Raw genomic sequence first — 20,463 nt, forward strand, 5'->3', positions numbered from 1 at the left:
GCGGTAAGATTAAAATTTATAAGAATAGTAATTTCAGAAAAACCATGTTATTGAATCATTTTAAGCGTTTAGGGGTAGGCGGATTATGGGTCCTGTTACTTTACCTGATATTCCCTTTTCAAGTGAGGGCACAAGCAGCGTCCGAAGATTTTTATCATCAGGAATTGGATAAAATTGTCTTGGAGGTTAAGGAGAAGTTGGTCTGCCTGGAAGTAGATTCTACCCGGATTCCAAGGGCTTTGTCTTCCCAGGGAGAACTGGTAGGGGTGAGTTCCCGGGACTGGACCAGTGGTTTTTTTCCTGGTTTGCTGTGGTATTTGTACGAGCATTCGCAGGATAAGGGGCTCCGGTTTGCCGCCAAAGAGTGGACGGGGTTTATTGAAAAAGAGAAGTACGATGGTCATACCCATGATACGGGTTTTAAGGTGTATTGCAGCTTTGGCAATGGTTACCGGCTTTTGAAAAATACAGTGTACAAAAACGTCATAATAGAAACGGCCAATACCTTAATGACGCGGTATGATCCGGTGATTGGATGTATCCGCTCATGGGATTTTAATCGGGAAAAATGGAAGTTTCCAGTCATTATCGACAATATGATGAACCTGGAAATGCTGTTTGCCGCAACCCGTCTTACTGGGGATTCCAGCTATTACCAGGCAGCCAAGCAGCATGCCATGACTACCAAAAAACATCATTTCAGGCCGGACTTTTCTAGCTATCATGTCGTGGATTACGATACGGTTTCAGGAATGTCCAGACTGAAAACCACCCATCAGGGCTATTCACCTGAATCATCTTGGGCCAGGGGGCAAGCTTGGGCCCTGTACGGATACACCATGTGCTACAGGGAAACCGGAGAGAAGGAGTTTCTTGTTCAGGCAGAGAACATCGCTGATTTTATATTGAGCCATCCCCGTCTACCTGAAGATCAAATTCCCTTTTGGGATTTTGATGATCCGGCTATACCAAATGCAGAAAGGGATGCTTCAGCCGCATCGGTGATCGCCTCGGCCCTCTTGGAGCTATCTCATTACACTAATTTGGAAAGAGGAAAAGACTATTGGAAGGTAGCGACAAAGATCTTAAAACATTTGTCCTCTCCTGAATATCGGTTGGACTCCAAGGAGATTCCTTTTCTTCTGAACCATAGCGTAGGATCCCTGCCCCATGAATCTGAAGTGGACGTACCTCTGGTCTATGCGGACTATTATTATGTGGAAGCCTTGACCAGGGCTAAAAACTTTAGTCAATTCTACAGAAAAGAATAAAATTATCCTCATATTGGTCGAGTTTTCAAAGTTTTGTTTTGAATTTAATTTAATGCTCCATGTTACGATTTGATTATAAAAAGTTGTACTTTTTGCTAATAGGCTTCTTGTTTTCCTTTCATCTTTTTGGCCAAGAGGCGGATACCTTAAAAGTCCTGTTTGTTGGAAACAGTTATACCTATTTTTGGAATCTTCCCCAGATGGTCAGTGCCTTGGGGGCAGATCAGGGACTGATCATTGAAACCAAAAAATCCACCTTAGGAGGGGCTACGTTGAAGCAACATTGGGAAGGGGATAGGGGACTTAAGACCAAACAAGTGATAACGGATGGGGCTTGGGACGTGGTGGTCCTACAAAACCACAGCAAAAGCACCGTGGATACCCCTGAGGAATTCAAGGATTATGGAGAGAAGTTTATTGACTTGGTGGAAAGCACAGGGGCGCAGCCGCTATTGTACATGACTTGGGCACGCGCTTATAATCCTTTGATGCAAGAAACCATTTCTGCGGGATACAGGGATTTGGCCAAAGCTGCTGAAGTCAATTTTGCCCCAGTGGGAGAGGTTTGGGAAAAAGCCAGGGAATTACGTCCCGATTTAAACTTGTTTGACCCTGATGGAAGCCACCCTTCCAGTCTTGGGACCTATCTCACGGCCTGTGTATTTTATAAAATACTGACCGGCAACACCACCAAGGGGTTATCCGGAAGACTCTCCGGAGTTGACAGCCGGGGGGAGGAGTTATTCCTGTCCATTGTCAATGCAGGGGATGCTGAGTTTATTCATCAGCTTGTAGATAAGCTGGTTGATGGAAAAATGGAACCGGTGAAATGAAAACAGCCCTAAGCAAACAATTACCTGCCTTACTGGGGCCATTGGTTTTTTTAGGTTTTATGTGGGCCGAGCCTCCTGAGGGGATGAGTGAGGGGGCTTTCCAGGTGGCTGCCGTTACCCTTTGGATGGCCATCTGGTGGATATCCGAAGCAGTACCCATTGCAGTTACTGCCCTGCTTCCCATCATCCTTTTTCCACTGACTGGGGCCGTAGATATTTCTGCTACTACCGAGGCTTATGGTCATAAGTACATATTTCTCTATATGGGTGGGTTTATTTTGGCCATCGCCATTGAGCGTTGGGACCTTCATAAGCGTATCGCTCTGATCATTATTTCATTGATCGGGGCCAATGTGAACAGCATCATATTAGGTTTTATGCTGGCCACGGCTTTTTTGTCCATGTGGATCTCCAATACCGCCACTTCAGTGATGATGCTGCCTATAGGGACAGCCATTGTCACCCAGTTTGCGAAAAGAACATCTGCAGAAGATAATAATGGGGACGGGGTAGGAAAGGCCCTTATGTTGGCCATCGCCTACAGTGCTTCCATAGGAGGTTTTGCCACCTTGATAGGGACACCTCCCAATTTGGTCCTGGCGGGGATTATCGAAGAGTTGTATGGGATAAAGCTGAGCTTTTTTGATTGGATGAAGTTTGGCTTTCCGCTCAGCATGGTTTTGTTGTTTGTCTGTTGGAAATACCTTACCCATTATGCCTTTGACTTTAAAAAAGTAGAATTTCCCGGTGGTAGACTTGAGATCAATAGGATGCTGAAGGATTTGGGGAAAATAAGCTTTGAGGAAAAATGGGTGCTGATCGTATTTGCCGGAACAGCCACAGCATGGATTTTTCGCTCATTTATCCAAAAAATCATTCCGGGGATTGACGATACGGTGATTGCTTTGACGGCGGCCATTATTTTGTTTGTACTCCCGAATAAAGACAGGTCACGAAGATTGATCAATTGGGAAGAGGCCGTAAAGCTTCCTTGGGGAATTATTTTGCTCTTTGGCGGGGGAATGGCCTTGGCCAAAGGTTTTGGAACCACCGGTTTGGCAGAGTGGATAGCGGATCAGATGGGGCAATTGAACGGCTTGTCCATGCTGTTGATGATATTGATTTTGGTAGCAATGGTCAACTTTCTCACTGAAATAACTTCCAACTTGGCAACTACAGCCATGCTTTTACCGGTTTTGGCCCCGATGGCCCTATCCTTCGATACCCATCCTTTTATGTTGATGGTTCCGGTGACCATTGCGGCTTCCTGTGCATTTATGCTCCCTGTGGCCACACCACCTAATGCGGTGGTCTTTGGTTCTGGATATTTGCACATTCCGGATATGATCAAAACAGGTCTATGGATGAACCTCTTTTCTATTTTGCTGGTTGCTCTGTCCAGTTATTTTCTGCTGGAAATTTTCTGGGGATTTGATTCGGGGTTTTTCCCTGAGCACTTAAAAAATGGTGTAGGTAGGGTAGAGTAAGATAAGAGTGGCACGATGAAAACCGCGCCACTCCAAGAGTCTGGAAAATGAGCTTCCAACTTATGCGATCATTTTTTGAAGGTGAGATGAATGCTTTCATCAGCCTTCATGTCCACGGAATATACTTTTCCCTCAGCAAGGGGAGTTCCATTTACCGTGCAGTCTTTTCCTAATGGGTTGAGTATTTTCAGGGTTCCTCCTACTGGTGCTGATATCACTGCTTTGATCTCATTTTGATGAACTTTTTCAGCACTTATTTCAAAAGCTCCTTGGGCCAAAAAACCGTTGAAGGAGGCATTTTCCCAATCGCTGGGAACAGCGGGGAATAAGCGGATAAAGTCCTCATGGCTCTGAAGCAGCATTTCCTGCAGGCCAGCAGCAAAGGCAAAATTGCCTTCAAGGGTGAAAGGGCGATAGGTGAAACCTGAATAGACTTTACCGGATTGATCTCCATTGACATGGAAACTGTTGGGCAAGCAAAAACTGGTGGCGAAAATCCTCAGTGTTTCGGCGGCGCCTTCACCGTCCAGCATTCTGGCCTGTAGGTTGCCCATCCAGCTAAAAGAATAGCCCACCCAAGCTGAAGAGCCTGTTGTTTTTAGGTTTTCGACTGTATTGCGTATGATATTTTGGGCTTTTTCTCCATCTGACCAGTTGATCAGGCTGAGGGGGTGGATGGCCATTAAGTGGGAAAAGTGACGGTGGGATGCTTCCAGAGGCTCATCAGGTGCCAACATCATCCCTGTTTCATCGATGGCATAATCGGGCCATTCCGCCAAAATCTCTTCCCATCTTTGGGCTTCCTCTTCTTTTCCCAATTCCCTTGCCAGTTCGGCCGCTTTGGTATAGGCAAAGCGGATATTGGCCAGGTCAAAATTGCTGGTGTTTCCAAACCAAGCCTGTCTGCTGTTATTATGGATTTCCGGAGAGGCAGAGATAGGCAGCTTGCGCTGCCCATCTGCTGTTTTTTCCGCGATTTCATCCAGATAGATAGCGACTTCTGTGAACCATGGATAAGCCTCTTCCTCGAGGAATTTTCTATCCATGCTGTACCTCCAGTGAAGGTAAAAATGATGGGACAGCCATGCCGAAACGGTAGGGCCAAAGGCATACTGTATCCAGCCGCCCATGGGATCACCGGTCAGGGTGGTCACTCCGGGGACATTGACCCCTTCGGTTTCATAGTAATTTTGGGTATATGTTTTGAAGGTGGGATAATTTTCCCACAGCCAATTCAGATAACCTTTTCCCAGGTCCATATGGTTGGCGGTGTAACAGGGCCAATAACTCAATTGGGTGTTGAGATCGTGGTGGAAGTCTCCTTTCCAAGGTGGGAGTTTGCCATTATCAGCAGTCCAAACGGCCTGAAGAGAAATAGGAGGGGTGTTTTCGCGGGCCGCCGCTCCAAACTTATATTGTTCCAAGTACCATTGCTTTTGAAGTACGGAATCCGGAACCTGTAAGCTGGATTTGCTCCAATAGTGATTCCACCAATTTTGGTGGCTGGACAAGGCGGTTTGGTAACCAATATTGATTCCTTCTTTGGCAAGTTGCTGCGCCTCTTTTTCTTCCGCATTGGTGCTGATCGCCCAACAACCTTCAATGCCCTCACCGGTGTTATTCCATTGTACGCTTATTTGGTATTCAAAACCGTCCCAACCGGCTTGGGTATATACCATACCTGATTCCAGTTTTTTCACATTGCCCTGAGGATAGCCCAGTCTTCTTAGGTCTTGGCCAGTGACAGGGCTATCGGCCGCCGATTCCCCTTCCAGGTTATAGGCTGGAGTGATAAGGCTGGGAGAAAAATCCTTGGCGTCAATGCCTTCCAGCTTAAACCATCCCAGGCCCTGGTCGGCATGGACAAAGGTGCTGAGTTTTGCCCCCGATTCCCATTCGACCTTCCCCACGGCACTGGCGATGTCCAGGCTGCTTCTTTTTACTTTTCCAAACTGCTGGGTTTCAAATTCCAGTGCCCCTCCCGGGATTTTGGACGGGGCAGGAGCACGGTCATATGGGACATCAAAAAGGTCCTGTACCTGCTTATATTCATCTTTTTCCCATCGTTCTTTGACCCAGGAAAATTTCCATGTTTCTCCCTCAAGGTTTTCCATCTTCCGCAAATCCCATAAGCCCACGTGGTCTAAGGAAAGTCTTAGCTTGCCCTTGTTTTCCCAAACCAAGGCCCCAATTTGCCCATTTCCAAGCGGCAGGCCTTCATCCCAAGTTTGGGGCAGGTAATTGTAGTTTAAGTTGTAGGCCTGCAAGTCAGGAAGGGGATTGTTTTCTGTTTCCTTTATTGATGTGCAGGAAATAACAGGAATACAAAAAATAAGTAAAAGTAATGCTCTCATGTATTTGTGGGTATGTAATGAAAATATTTTTATTTTGTATTGTTGCAATATAATGTTTTTAAAGAAAAAGTACTTCGTCCTCCGTTTGAGTTCAATTGATTTTTGACTATCCGGAATTTTGCACGTAGTACAAAAGAAACAAAATCCTTAACTGAAATTCTCCTAAAGGCCTTTGGAGCATTCGGTTTTGGGACAGTTGATGGAGGCGTTAAGAAAATGAGTTAGCTTGCGAAGTGAACGAGCGAGATCCACTCATTTTTAGCCTACAGCAAATGGCACAAAATCAAATTGAGATAAACTGATCGTAATCGAAAACCAATTCACTCAATTTGAAGAAGGCTCCATGGCCTAGATTTTTGGTTCTTTTCATCAATGGAAAAGAACAGAAAACAACAAAAACCTAATAAGATTTGGTCACGTGCGACATCGCGGATATACATAATTGATTTTAATAAAACCCAAAACATGAAAATTAGTAGTAAGATAAAATTATTGACAGCAGCCGTAGCCTGTTTCATCCTTTCCGGAACCACTGCCCAAACCATCATTCAGCTGGAAGACTACGGTGTAAAGGCCAACTCCTACAAAAATGCGGTGGGAGGTATTCAGGCCGCTTTGAAAGAGGCTGAAAAGCATGAAAGCGCTGTTCTTAGATTTCCGGGAGGAAGGATTGACCTTTGGCCAGAAGGAGCTATCAAAAAGGAATATTATATTTCCAATACCACCGAATCGGATACCTTGAGCAAGGAGAAATCCATAGGGATCTTATTGGAAGGGATGCAGAATATAACCCTGGAAGGCAATGGTACTTTGGTGGTCAGCCATGGAAAAATGATCCATTTGGCACTTGATCAATGCAGGAATATAACAGTCAAAGATATTGCTTTTGACTATGAGCGACCTACCATGTCTGAATTTCAGGTGGTAAAGTTAGGGGATGACTTTGCCATTGTAAAGGTAAACCGTGACAGCAAGTACTTGGTGGAAAATGGCAAGGTCACTTGGTATGGGGAAGGTTGGAAAGCCCAACATCTTCATGTGATCAACTATGATCCTGTGAAGGAAACCATGATCAATGTTGGGGCGAAGTTTATGGAAGAAAGCAGGGCGGAAGATTTGGGGGACAATAGGATCATGTTCCGGGGATTTGACTTTAAAAATTCAGCTTTGAAAGAGGGGAATGTTTTGACGTTCAGGGATACCTACCGTGACTGTGTAGGTTTGTTCAATAACTTTTCCCAAGATTTGACTTTTGAAAATGTAAACCTACATTATTTGCATGGCCTTGGGATGGTGAGCCAGTTTTCCAAAGACATCCGTGTGGACGGCATCACCGCCCGGCCCCGGAAGTCGACAAAAAGGGTGATTGCCGGATTTGCTGATTTTCTCCATTTTTCGGGCTGTTACGGAGATATTAAGATTGAAAATAGTACATTTTCAGGTTCCCATGATGATCCGGTGAATATCCACGGTACCCACCTTAAAGTAATTGATCATGAGGAAAACAAGATCAAGGTCCGGTTTATGCACCATCAGACATGGAACCTGATGGCATTCGAGGCAGGTGACTCCATCGGTTTTGTGGACAATAATAACCTTTCGGTGTATGACCATGCGGTAGTAAGGGAGGTGTCCAAAATCAACCCTAAAGAATTGGAACTGATTTTGGACAGAAAGGTTCCTGAGAAGCTGGGGGAAAAGCATTGTGTAGAGAACATGACCAAAACACCTTCGGTCCTGATCCGAAACAACCGTTTTGAGCATACCAACACCCGTGGATTATTATTGACGACAAGGAGAAAAGCCATCATAGAAAACAATGTGTTTTTCCGCACGGGCATGCATGCCATTTTGATCGCCAATGACTGCAACTTCTGGTACGAGTCTGGGCCGGTAAGGGATGTGACCATCCGAAACAATCAGTTTATAGAATGTGGCTATAATTCCTATCCTGGAAGCTATGCCATTGCCATCAAGCCGGAAGTATTGGAGTTTGCCAAAGGACAATATGTGCACAGCAATATCCGGATTTTGGACAATGAATTTGTCTTGGCCAATGGGGCCTTACTTACCGCAAGGGCTACGAAAGGGCTGATATTTAGGGGCAATACCATCAAGAACGGAAAACCGGATATTGTCGCGCCGACAGACCAACCTTTTATATCCATAGAACACTGTACCGATGTGCAGCTCCAGTCCAATAATTTCAGCACCTACAAGGGGGAAAAACAACTTCAGCTTAAGGAAATGAGCGAAAAAGGAATCCGTTTGGGTAAGGATCAAGGCTTGGCATTGGAAGAGAAGTAAGGAATACTGGCAGCTCTTCCACTACCAGTATGCTTTAGGGTATCCTGCAATGCCTCCAATTCCTTTTCTGTTCATATCCGAGGAACCGGCTTGTTTTCGGGATGGCCTGTATCCGCTTTTATAGAAACATTTTCCCTTAGCTGGCCATAGTGTGCTTATTGGTATGGGCTTTGGAATATTCCGAAGGCGTCAAACCGGTGATGAGCTTAAACTGGCGGTTGAAATAGGAGACACTGTAATAGCCATTGTCATAAGCAACTTCCTTAACACTATTTCCTTCTATGACCAGTTGCTTACAAGCGTGGCCTATTCTGACTTCGTTTAAGAACTGGGAAAAGGTTTTTCTGGTATGTTGCTTAAAGTAGCGGCAAAAGGAATTGACGCTCAAGTTGGCCACCTCAGCGGCATCGGCCAGGGTAACATCATTGGCAAAGTTATCCATGATGTAGGAGATGACATCATTTACTTTTTTGGTATCATTGGAGCTGGTTCCCGGCTGTAATTTAATATTGCTTAAGGCAGTAAGTTCTTCACATTTGGATAGCTTGTTCAAGTGCTTGAACAAATAGATGATACGACTGAATTCATCTTTGGATGCTATTTTATGCGCCGCCCTTAGTAGCCGTTTTTTTGATTTTCCCTGAACCTCCAAGCCTCTTTTGCTGTAATACAGCAGTTTTTTGATGGCATGGAATTCGGGGAGATTCAATATTTTATCCCCCAAGGCTTCAGGCGAGAAAAGGATAGAGATATTTCTGGATCTCAATTCGGTTGAATCTTCATAATAAGGCTTATCACTCCTGAAAAAATGGGGGAGATGGGATCCTATGATAAAAATATCTCCTTCATTGAAGTTGCCTATGGCATCTCCAATGAAATAGGTTCCTTTACCTTCCAATATCACCATGATCTGTATTTCCTCATGATAATGGAGCTTGTCGTAAAAGTAAGGATAATCTTCTTTTAATATTCTGACGGCTTCATCTTCCGTTTTGGCGATTTTAAATAATAAGGGTTTCATACGATAGTTGTTAGGGGTGGATCACATTTAACTTGGTTAAGGTTGAATGTGAAGAAAGGGTTAATAAAATGTGGTTTGTACACTTTTAAGATAGAAAAGATTAGCCATTAATAACAGCAAACGGTTTACACGTGTTAATAGAGTATCAGAAATGATTAATTTCGTATCAGGGCTTGAACAAATTCCCTGATAGATTTAAGGTTTATAGCCCTGATATTATTAGACTAAGGACTTTTTCATGGTGGTTTTATTAGGTCAAGTAGGGCAAAGTGCCTATTATTATTTCGTTTCGTATGGATACATGATAATCCTGTGCTATCATTCGGTATTATGGTTAAAATTTTTCACTTCCCGATCCTCTACTTTTATCATGTTGATTAAATCTACCTGATTTGATGTCTGGTAATTGTTTGATTAGCAAATGTTTAACCATCTAACGAACCGTATGAAACGATTTACTACAAAAACAGCATTGTTAGGAGCAATATGTTTTATGGGGTATTTGACCGATTCCAATCAGCTATTGGCAAAGCCCTATTCCTTGTCTCCTACAGTCCCGAGTAATGTTTCTTTAACAAAAAGCTTAAGGGAGCACACCGTTACCGGCAAGATTATCAGTGGAGAAGATGGACTTCCTCTTCCGGGAGTGTCCATTATTATCAAAGGGAGCACGAAAGGAGTGACCACAGACATTGACGGGCATTTTTCTATCGAAATTCCAGAGGAGGGGGCTACCTTGGTCTTTAGCTTCATTGGCTTTGGGAGCCAAGAGGTGGCGGTCTATAGTTCTAAAGAGTTGTCCCTTACGCTGGAACCGGAGACCACTTCCATGACTGAAGTCGTTGTGGTGGGGTATGGCACCATGCGAAAAGGGGATGTGACCAGCTCCATTGGAGGGGTGAAAGAGGAAGACTTTGTGAAGGGCGCGGTCAGGGATGCTGCTCAGCTGATTCAGGGCAAAGTGGCCGGTTTGCGGGTAACCACCCCAAGTGGCGATCCTGGATCCAATACACAGATCAACCTTCGGGGGATCAATAGTATCAATGGTACTTCAGACCCTTTGGTGCTGATTGACGGGGTGCCCGGTAATCTAAATACAGTTCCACCAGAGGATATTGAATCCGTGGATGTACTAAAGGATGGATCAGCGGCGGCCATTTACGGTACCAGAGCCACAGGAGGGGTAATTCTGATTACTACCAAGAAAAACAGCGGGGGAAATAAAAATTCCATCAATTATAACAGCTATGTGAGCTTGCAGACCATTGCCCGCAAGCCGGAGCTGCTTACCGGAGATGATTACAGAAGACTCATCGATGAAGAAGGGATCGCGTACACTGATTATGGAGGGAATACCGATTGGGTGGATGAAATGACCCGAAACCCTATCAGCCACAACCATAACTTGAGTTTTTATGGTGGAGACAGAACCACCAATTTCACGGCATCGGTCAACTACCGTAACTGGCAGGGGATATTTTTAAGGTCCAATCAGGAGCGTTTCAATATCCGGGCGGACCTGAACCACAGTATGTACGATGACAAGTTAAGAGCCAATATTCAGGTGATCAACCGGGTGTTTACCCGTGATGAAGGAGGAGCCGACGGTTATGCTTACCGACAGGCCATCATCCGTAACCCGACCGACCGGGTGAGGACAGAGGACGGTTCCTGGCAGGAGAGAGATGGTTATTTTTATGAAAATCCCATTTCAAGAATATACGAGGCCAATTCCGAATCCAAATTCAAGGAGATGCGGGTAAATGGAAGCTTAAACTATAATCCGATTGATAATCTGGATGTGAAATTAATGGTTTCCAATGTTCAAAACAATAACCTTAGCGGTTATGCCACGACTTTTGACCATACCAATACCCGGCTGAACAATCAAAACGGAACGGCTTCCCGGTCGACAAGTGCCTATAATGAAAGCTTGTTGGAATTTACCACCAATTATAATAAAGTCCTTGGAAACCATTATTTTACCCTATTGGGGGGATACAGCTGGCAGGATGCTACTTATGAAGATTTCAGCGCTTCCAACTGGGGTTTTCCCACAGATCTGTACGGCTGGAACAATCTTGGTGCAGGAGGGGCTTTGCAAGCCGGACAAGCAGGTATGGGCAGCTCCAAAAACAAATGGCAGTTGGCTGGCTTCTTTGGCAGGGCTACCTATAGCTATAATGAAAAATACCTGTTCATGGCCAGTGTCCGCCGAGAAGGATCATCCCGTTTTGGGGAGAATAGCCAATGGGGTACATTCCCTGCGGTATCATTGGGCTGGAGAATCAGTAATGAGCCTTTCCTGAGTGGGATTAAAAATATCGGAGAGATCAAAATCCGGGCAGGTTTTGGTGTGACCGGAACCATTGCCAACTCACCTTATTTGTCCCAGATCAGTTACGACTTTACCCGTGGCCAGGGAGCATTTATCGGAGGAAGCTGGGTTCCAGGTTTTGTTCCGGCTAGGAACTTCAACCCTGACCTGAGATGGGAGAAAAAAGAAGAATTCAATTTTGGTATTGACTACAGCTTCTTCGGCGACAGGCTGAGCGGCTCCATAGATGTGTACAGAAGGGACATCAATGACTTATTGTACAATTTCCCTGTGCCGGTACCGCCCTATTTGATCGGTTCCATGACCATCAATGCAGGCGTGCTGCAAAATGACGGTGTTGAGATGCTGATCAATGTGGTTCCTGTTCAAAACAAAGATTTCACCTGGAATGCGGGCATTACCTATTCCACCAACAGGAACAAACTGGTATCCCTGTCCAACGACCAATTTGAGGCTACCAATGATTTCTTCAATGCCGGATATACCGGTGAACCGATTCAGGATTATACCCACCGTGTGGAAGTGGGGGGAGCGATCGGCAAATTTTATGTATGGAAATCAGTGGGCTTGACGGACACCGGGGAGTGGATGGTAGAAAATACGGAAGGTGAAGCCATTCCGATAAGCCAGGCCTCCCAGGAAGACCGACAATTCTATGGAAACGGCATTCCGCCCCATATCCTGGGATTCAACAATAGTTTCCGTTACAAGAACTTTGACATGCAGGCAAACTTCAGGGGCGCCTTTGGCCATGAAATCCTGAATTTTCAACGCATGTTTTACGAAAACCCTTACAACAAGGCCTATAATATGTTGAATACCGCTTACGATCCCGTTTACGGACAGCGACTCAACAGTGATTTGGCTTTGGTAAGCCATTATATTGAAAGCGGTGACTACTTAAAACTGGACAACCTGACGATAGGCTACAGCATTCCGAAATTAGGTTTCTTGAAAAATGCAAGGGTATATGCCTCTGGCCTCAATCTCTTTACCCTTACCAAATACAAGGGCATTGATCCGGAAGGGGTGAGTATCACGGGATTTGATCCGGGTAATGACCAACGCGATAAATACCCTACCACCCGCACCTATACATTGGGACTTAATGTAACATTCTAAAAGGAACAATCATGAAATTCAACTATAAATCAATCCAGTGGATGCTGACCGCTGGGATCTTGACCACGGGCTTATATTCCTGCTTAAACTTGGAGGAAGAGGTTTTCTCTGAGGTACTTGCCAGTAACTTTGAGCCAACCGAAAAGGATATTCCCGCTATTATTGCGCCTGTTTATGGCTCATTTAGAGGTTTGATGATGGGCTGGCAGGGGTATTTGGATACACAGGAAGAATCTGCTGATATCATCATCACCCCGGCTAGACCAAACGGCTGGTACGATGGTGGCACCTATTTACGGATGCATCAGCATAACTGGACCTCACTGCAATGGCAGCCTACCAATATCTGGCAAAGTGCCTACCGTAGCATCACCACTGCCAATAGGGTCATGTCCCAAATTGAGGACGGGGAGATTCCCATGACCGAAGGAAAGGACGAGGTAATTGCCGAGCTAAGGGCAGCACGGGCCTTTGCCTATTACCTGCTTTTGGACAATCATGGTAATGTCCCCATTGTGACTGATTTCAAGGATGTATCCCTGCCTGAGCAAAAGAGCAGGATGGAAGTCTATTCCTTTGTTATCAGCGAACTGGAAGCAGCGATGCCCTTGCTCAGTGAAGATGCAAGTGCCACTTATGGACAGCTGAACAAATGGGGGGTACAAACCTTATTGGCTAAAATTTACCTTAACGCTGAAGTATATACCGGTACTCCTGAATGGGAAAAGTGTATTGCTGCCTGCGATGAGGTGATAGCAGGAGGGAAATACGAATTGGATGATAACTATTCGGAAATCTTTAATTGGGAAAACCATACTTCCCCGGAGATCATTTTTGCAGTCCCTTATGATGAGATCTATGGTACTGGAAATTTGGTTCATATGAAAACCCTGGACCCCTTGAGCCGATTTGTTTACAATATGCAGGCAGGGCCATGGGGAGGAAACTGTGCGGTGCCTCAGTTTATAGATACCTATGATGAAGGAGACGGCAGGTTAAAGGACACATGGATTATGGGACCACAATACCATGCCAATACAGGAGAGGTGGTGATCGATTACCAAAAAGAAGTGCCCAGCATGGCCGGTACAGCCTCCAATGAGGGCTTTAGAATTGGTAAATATGCCATCAAAGAAGGTGCTACCGGTTCTTTGGATAACGATTACCCCATGTTCCGATATGCGGATGTCCTGTTGATGAAAGCAGAGGCATTGTTGCGAACAGGCCATGCGGATGAAGCGGCTTCATTGGTGACAGAAGTAAGGGAAAGGGCTTTTAAGGACACTGATCCTGCCAAAGCCCAAGTAACAGGGGCTGAGCTGATGCAGGGAAGCAGTTATAATTATGGTATCCAGCAGGAAGATGGTTCCATTGACGGAACAGGGGGCGCTGATGTCCAATTTGGCAGATTACTCGATGAGTTGGGATGGGAGTTTGCTGCGGAAGCACATAGAAGACAGGACTTGATCCGTTTTGGTGTTTTTCAGACCAAAAGCTGGTTCAATCACAGTCCTCATCCTCAAGCTGAGAGCAGAACGATTTTCCCTATACCCAATAGTGAAATCAATAAAAATCCTAATTTGACACAGAATCCAGGGTATTCGAATTAATGGAAGGATAATATGTTTATCATAACTGCATATCCATTAAGTTGCACTTGTTGAGATTCAATACTGTTTGTCCTTTATTGATTTTTCCTACTTTTTCCATTGATGAAAAAGTAGGAAAAAAATCTAGGCCATGGAGCCTTCTTCAAATTGAGCAAATCATGTTTCCGACTTCAATACTATTGACTCCATTTGATTTTGTGCCAGCTGCTGGAAGCTGAAAATGAGCGGATCTCGCTGTTCCACGACGCGAGCTAGCTCATTTTCTTAACGCTCCATCAACTGTCCCAAAACCGAATGCTCCAAAGGCCTAATAATGGGTTACAGTTAATCATTTCGTTTATAGTAAGTGCAAAATCCCGGATAGTTAGATTACTTTAGTATTACCCGGTCAAGAGCTTTCTTGGCCGGGAAAGTTTTTTTAAACCAAAACGTATAACTTTATGAGGTTTAATTACCTACTGATTGCTTTATGGGGAATGTTCACCAGTGTGGATGGTTTCTCTCAAGGAACATTTGCTGATTACCAAAGAGCTGAAACGGTCAAAAACGCCTTCGGAAAAGTCTACTTTTCACCAGATCATTTTGAATGGATCGAGGGTACGGATGATTTTTGGTACCCGATGAAGACCAGCAAAGGCCAGGAATACATTCGGGTTTCCGCCAAGGAAAAAATCAAAAAGCCCCTGTTTGATCAAGCGCTGTTGGCGTCAAAGTTGTCAGAAGCCATAAACGATAGCATCGCTGCCTTCCAGCTTCCGATCAGCCGCATCAAAATAGAAAAGGAAGGAACTCAAATGAGCTTCCAGGCCAAGGCATTTTCCTGGACTTTTGACCTCAAGGATGCCAGCCTGGTCAAAAATGAAAAAGTCAAAGAAGGCCGGGGATACTGGGGAACCAGATGGGACGACCGCAAGGGCGATCCCGTCCAATCCCCCGATGAAAGCAAAGAAGCTTATATCGCAGAACATAATGTTTGGATAAAGGATTTAAAAACAGAAGAAGAATTCCAATTGAGCTTTGATGGGGCAGCCGGAGAGTATTATTCTTCCCAGTTGCGGTGGTCTCCCGATGGAGAGAAGCTGGCAGCCTATAAGGTCAGGCCCGCGGAGGTCAGGCAACTTACGTTGATCGCCTCTTCTCCACAGGGGCAGCTGCAGCCTAAAATCGAAACACGGGATTACGTAAAGCCTGGGGATGCACTTCCGGTAAAGACCCCCGTGCTCTTTCAGGTGGACACCAAAAAGGCAATAACCATTAGCAGCAGGCTAATCCCCCATCAGTTCGGACTTTCTTCATTGGAGTGGAGGGAAGACAGTAGGGCTTTTACCTTCGAATACAATCAAAGAGGGCATCAAGTTTATCGTGTGATCTCTGTGGATGGACAGACAGGAGAGGCCAAAGCCCTGATTGAGGAGTCCAGTGAAACGTTTATCGATTACAGTGGAAAAAAATACAGAAAGGATCTGGCAGACGGGAAGGAAATCCTTTGGTCATCTGAGAGGGATGGATGGAGACATCTGTACCTTTATGATGGTGTCAGCGGAAAGGTAAAGAACCAGGTTACAAAAGGCGATTGGGTAGTTAGGGATGTCTTGCAGGTGGATGAGGAGCAAAGGAAGGTTTATTTTTTGGCCAGCGGTCTGGACCCGAAGGAAGACCCTTACCATTTGCACTTATGCAGTGTGGGGCTGGATGGGAAAGGTTTTAAGCAGATTACCCAAGAGAAGGCCAATCACAGTGTTACCTTCTCTGATGGCTTGAGCTACTTTGTCGATGTTTACTCTCGGCAAGATCAGGCCCCGGTTTCGGTATTGAAGGAGGTGGCGACGGGAAAAGTCCTGATGGAACTAGAAAAAGCAGACATCAGCGCTATTCAAGAAGCAGGTTGGGAAGCTCCCGAAATTTTTTCGGCCAAAGGAAGGGATGGTAAAACGGATATTTGGGGACTCATCATCAAACCGACCAATTTCGATCCCTCCAAAAGCTATCCTGTCCTTGAATATATTTATGCCGGGCCTCACAGCTCTTTTGTGCCCAAGTCGTTTGCGCCCAATTACAGGGGGCTCAATGAAATTGCGGAGCTTGGTTTCATAGTAGTTCAGATAGATGGAATGGGAACCTCCAATCGTTCCAAGGCTTTTCATGATGTGTGCTGGAAAAATCTAAAAGACGCCGGTTTCCCGGACAGGATACGTTGGATGCAGGCGGCTGCCAAATCCAGACCTTATATGGACCTTGACAGGGTGGGCATATTCGGGACTTCTGCCGGGGGGCAAAGTTCCACCGGGGCATTGTTGTTTCATCCTGAATTTTACAAGGCGGCGGTGTCTTCCTGTGGCTGCCATGATAACCGCATGGACAAGATTTGGTGGAATGAGCAATGGATGGGCTACCCTATCGGAAAACATTATGAAGAATGTTCCAATGTGGCAAATGCCCAGCACCTGGAGGGGAAATTGATGTTGATCGTGGGGGAAGTGGATGATAATGTGGATCCGTCCTCGACCTACCAATTGGTGGATCAGTTGATCAAGCATAACAAGGATTTTGACTTTCTGATGGTGCCGGGAATGGGACACAGTGCAGGGGGAAGCTATGGAGAGCACAAAAGGAGGGATTTCTTTGTGAAGCATTTGTTGGGCGTGGAACCACCGGAATGGAGTGAGTTTGAAGAAAGTAAATAGTTTTACTGTGTGTCTGCAATGTTGCACGTATCCAAATTCAATTCTGATTTTCTTCTATAAATCTTTCCTACTTTTTCCATTGATGAAAAAGTAGGCAAACCTCGCCTGCGGGAGGCAGGAAATCTAGGCCATGGAGCATCCCGTACAGTGGTCGGGACAGGTCCTTCAAATTGAGCAGATTTTGTTTTCGACTACAGTACTTTTGACTCAATTTGATTTTGTGCCAGCTGCTTGAGGCTAAAAATGAGCGGATCTCGCTGTTCCACGACGCGAGCTAGCTCATTTTCTTAACGCCTCCATCAACTGTCCCAAAACCGAATGCTCCAAAAGCCTTATGAAGGATTTCAGTTAAGTATTTCGGGTTTAATTCTAAGTGCAAAATATCGGATAGTTAGAATAGCTTTTTATAGGCCATTTAAACTCCACCGTTAAACAGCCTTCGGTCCCAGTCCGGCCAAATGCTTTAAATTAAGAGGAATATTTGTCACGGATGAATGAGGATAAACACGGATGTGGTTGTTTTTCTCCTTCTCATCTGTGTTTAGCTTAAGAACATTACAGTCCACCTGGACGGAAAGTAGAATCCACTCCAATCCCTTCTGATTGAAGGGCGACATTCTTCAAGCATGCTATTATCTAAACGGAATTGAACCCGAGTTAAAAAAGCCTATCGGTCTGGACTCCCAGTTACCGATAGGCTTTTTTAAGTGCAGAGCTAAAGAAACAGAGGGGATTATTTCTGCCACTTTTCTAATTGCCCGATAGCCTCCGCGCTGAGGGCATAATCATACATTTGGAATTTGGCGATCAGGCCCGAAAAGTGCTCACCAATATCCGAGGCTCCAATGATGATTTTGGCATCTTCAGTAGCGGATGATAAGGTCATGTTTTGGGAATTGTCAAGGACCCCGTCCACATAGATTTTTTCGACCACTCCGTCAAAGGTTAAAACAATTTGATGCCACTGATTGGCAGCAGGGACATTTTTGTAAGGCATATCGAAATGACCATCTAAATGGGGGGCAGCGCCATAAGGACCGCTATTATAAGCCAGGGCGTTATAGGAATTGGCCAGGCCAAAGGTGAATCTGTTGCACCATGAGGCCAATATTTCTCCCTCTTTGGCTATTTCTGGGTTTTTCACCCAAGCCGCCACTGTAAAGGACCCGTTCCAAGCCAAATTTTCCGGCACGGCTTGGTCCAGTACCAATGCGCCTTTTTGGAAGTGGAATACCTTTTTGCCGGTTTCTTTATCGGAAGTGAGGGAGACTTCTCCCTGTTTTGTAAAATGCCCTGAAAGTGTTCCTTTGTTGGGGATGGCAGCCAATGATTGGCCATTTAGCCCTTCTGCTTCAATGTCAATTATTTTCTCTCTCTTACTGATCCTTGCAGGTTCTTGATTGGAAGCCTTGTTTTTCAAATTGAGCGGGAGCTCAAATTGTTCGCTATAGACCTTGATGTTCCATACGGCAGCAAGCAAACCTGCTTTCTCAGTACCCAAAACGGTTAGCTTGAGAAAGCGTGCCTGCACCTCCTTATCATCGATCATGGGACTTCCCGGTGTTTTGTTCTGTGATTTATCGGCAAATACCTTCCAGTTTTTACCGTCCTGAGAATACTCCAAAAGGTATTGGTAGTAGTAGCTGGCAAATTCAAATTGGGTCATGACCCGTTTGATATCTTTGACCTCTTCCAGATCAAGGGTCAGACTTTGGGGAAAGGAATTGTCCCCTGCTTTCCACATGGTGGCATTGTTTTCGTCGGTGGCATGGTTAGCTTTATAGCTGTAATCGTGCTGTAGGGAGGTTAAATGATAAACAGAAGTAGCATTGGCGCTTGCTTGTAGCGCAATGTTTTCGGGGACCGTGGAGGAAACTATTGCCGGGATCCCATTGTCTGAAGGAACCACCGTTTTGATGGTGGAGTCATTTTCAAAGACCATCTTATCCATGCAGACCTGTCTTGCCAATCCCCCTCTGGTCATGGGGTAGTCGTGCTTGTGGTAAACGATGTAATATTGATCATCTTCCTGCAGTACCGAGTGATGTCCCGGCCCATGGACGGTCTGGTCTTCATTGGTGCTTAGAATGGGGTTGTTTTCACCCGGGGTGAAGGGGCCATAAGGACTGTCTCCATAAGAGTAAAGTACCTTATAGGTTTCATCATGACATGATTCCCCTGAATACATTAAGATGTACTTATCCCCCTTTTTCATCATATAGGCTGCCTCGAAAGGGTTGGGTGTTTGTTCCAAGGGGATGTTTTCAGGAGCCTTGATGTCCTTCATGGTCTTTGGATCAAGTTCACCTACCGCATACCCACCATTATAATGTACCCATGTCCCCCAATAGGCATAGATTTTTCCATCGGTATCGGTAAAAAACTGGGCATCCAAAGAGGGGAAGCCCTGTCTGGGATAGTGGTGGGCAATGACGGGGGTGTCATCTTCATTTAACTTTGTCCAAGGGCCAACGGGTGTATCGGAAACATACCCGTAAATATTACAGCCTGCCTGACAGTTGCCAAAGTATAAATAGTATTTTCCGTCTTTTCCCTCTACAATGTCCGGAGCCCAGTAATTTCTTAGATTAACCGATGACAATGAAGGAATCTCCATGGTGTAATTGTACCAATTTTGGAGGTCATTGCTGTACCAGACCGTTGGTGCTCCAGAAGCCAGCATTTCGTTGTCCGTAGTAGCATAGATATAGTAAATGTCACCGAATTTCTTAATGGTCGGATCGGCATAATAGCCTGGCAAAATGGGATTCTCCAGCATATTGGAAGAACCGGAGGATTCTTTCTGAGAAGCGCTCATTTCTTGTCCCTTTTGGTTACAGGAAGCCATCCATAAGCTCAGGAAGAAAAATAGGAAAAATTGGTTTGCTGTTTTCATTTTATGATTGGGCTATTCACTGAAAATATAGTCTGTCAACAGGTAAGGCCGAACCGACGTGTTTAACAAGATATTACAACGGATCCCCCAAGAGAGGCCTTGGAGCATCCGGTTTTGAACAATTGCGGAAGGTGTTAAGAAAATGAGTTAGCTTGCGATGTGGACGAGCAAGATCCACTCATTTTTAACCTGAAGCAATAGTTCAAAATCAAATTGGAAAATAGCGATATCATCGATAACGGACATGACCAATTTGAAGGATGCTCCACAGCCCTAGATTTTTGGTTCTTTTCATCAATGGAAATGCGCAGCATTCATGAAGACCTTTAAGAACAAAACAATACCTGAATAAAGGAACAGAAATGTTTGGGGATATAATAAAGTTTTGAAGTGTTAGAAAAAGAGAAACACTTTAACCCGGATTATGCATTAGGAATCGTAATGAGGCATGAAAATGCAAGAAAATCAGGCTGTTTGGAGACTGAGACATAGCACCGCTATGGTGAACCTGTCTAGCCGCCAGGTAGAGTCGAAAACAGT

At 45.0% G+C, this 20,463-nt stretch carries 10 protein-coding genes; 7 read left to right on the forward strand and 3 right to left on the reverse strand.

All coding sequences use genetic code 11. The annotated features are described in order from the left end of the window. Positions 1-44 precede the first annotated feature (44 nt). From ACYVAA_RS13625 to ACYVAA_RS13635, 3 genes are read left to right on the forward strand one after another with little or no spacing between them, the layout of a single operon-like run. Entirely contained in the window at positions 45-1,271 is a 1,227-nt protein-coding gene (locus tag ACYVAA_RS13625; protein WP_460542591.1) for a glycoside hydrolase family protein, read from the forward strand. 59 nt (positions 1,272-1,330) lie between these two features. Further along, positions 1,331-2,104: a DUF4886 domain-containing protein gene (locus ACYVAA_RS13630; RefSeq protein WP_460542593.1), complete on the forward strand. Its 774-nt coding sequence runs from the start codon at positions 1,331-1,333 to the stop codon at positions 2,102-2,104. Next, entirely contained in the window at positions 2,101-3,591 is a 1,491-nt protein-coding gene (locus ACYVAA_RS13635; RefSeq protein ID WP_460542595.1) for an SLC13 family permease, read from the forward strand. Before ACYVAA_RS13630 ends, ACYVAA_RS13635 begins: the two co-directional genes overlap by 4 nt. Positions 3,592-3,659: 68 nt before the next feature. Here the strand turns inward: ACYVAA_RS13635 and ACYVAA_RS13640 are convergent, their stop codons facing one another. Next, the gene (locus tag ACYVAA_RS13640) at positions 3,660-5,945 is read right to left on the reverse strand and encodes a glycosyl hydrolase family 95 catalytic domain-containing protein (protein ID WP_460542597.1); all 2,286 of its coding nucleotides are present in this window, start codon (positions 5,943-5,945) and stop codon (positions 3,660-3,662) included. A gap of 465 nt (positions 5,946-6,410) precedes the next feature. Here ACYVAA_RS13640 and ACYVAA_RS13645 point away from each other — a divergent pair, with 465 nt between their 5' ends. After that, positions 6,411-8,252, forward strand: a complete 1,842-nt coding sequence (locus ACYVAA_RS13645; protein ID WP_460542599.1) for a right-handed parallel beta-helix repeat-containing protein — start codon at positions 6,411-6,413, stop codon at positions 8,250-8,252. Positions 8,253-8,388: 136 nt separating this feature from the next. On the opposite strand, the gene ACYVAA_RS13650 is transcribed toward ACYVAA_RS13645, so the two are convergent. After that, positions 8,389-9,273: an AraC family transcriptional regulator gene (locus tag ACYVAA_RS13650; protein ID WP_460542601.1), complete on the reverse strand. Its 885-nt coding sequence runs from the start codon at positions 9,271-9,273 to the stop codon at positions 8,389-8,391. 445 nt (positions 9,274-9,718) lie between these two features. Between ACYVAA_RS13650 and ACYVAA_RS13655 the strand changes: the two genes are divergently transcribed. The 3 genes from ACYVAA_RS13655 (at position 9,719) to ACYVAA_RS13665 (ending at position 17,027) form a co-directional block, all read left to right on the forward strand. Further along, positions 9,719-12,733: a SusC/RagA family TonB-linked outer membrane protein gene (locus ACYVAA_RS13655; protein WP_460542603.1), complete on the forward strand. Its 3,015-nt coding sequence runs from the start codon at positions 9,719-9,721 to the stop codon at positions 12,731-12,733. A gap of 11 nt (positions 12,734-12,744) precedes the next feature. Next, complete coding sequence (locus ACYVAA_RS13660) at positions 12,745-14,343, forward strand: RagB/SusD family nutrient uptake outer membrane protein (RefSeq protein ID WP_460542605.1); 1,599 nt, start codon at positions 12,745-12,747, stop codon at positions 14,341-14,343. Between the two features lie 440 nt (positions 14,344-14,783). Then, positions 14,784-17,027: a S9 family peptidase gene (locus tag ACYVAA_RS13665; RefSeq protein WP_460542607.1), complete on the forward strand. Its 2,244-nt coding sequence runs from the start codon at positions 14,784-14,786 to the stop codon at positions 17,025-17,027. Positions 17,028-17,760: 733 nt separating this feature from the next. On the opposite strand, the gene ACYVAA_RS13670 is transcribed toward ACYVAA_RS13665, so the two are convergent. Further along, entirely contained in the window at positions 17,761-19,923 is a 2,163-nt protein-coding gene (locus tag ACYVAA_RS13670; protein WP_460542609.1) for a family 43 glycosylhydrolase, read from the reverse strand. Positions 19,924-20,463 lie beyond the last annotated feature (540 nt).

It is taken from the genome of Echinicola sediminis (assembly GCF_054777495.1).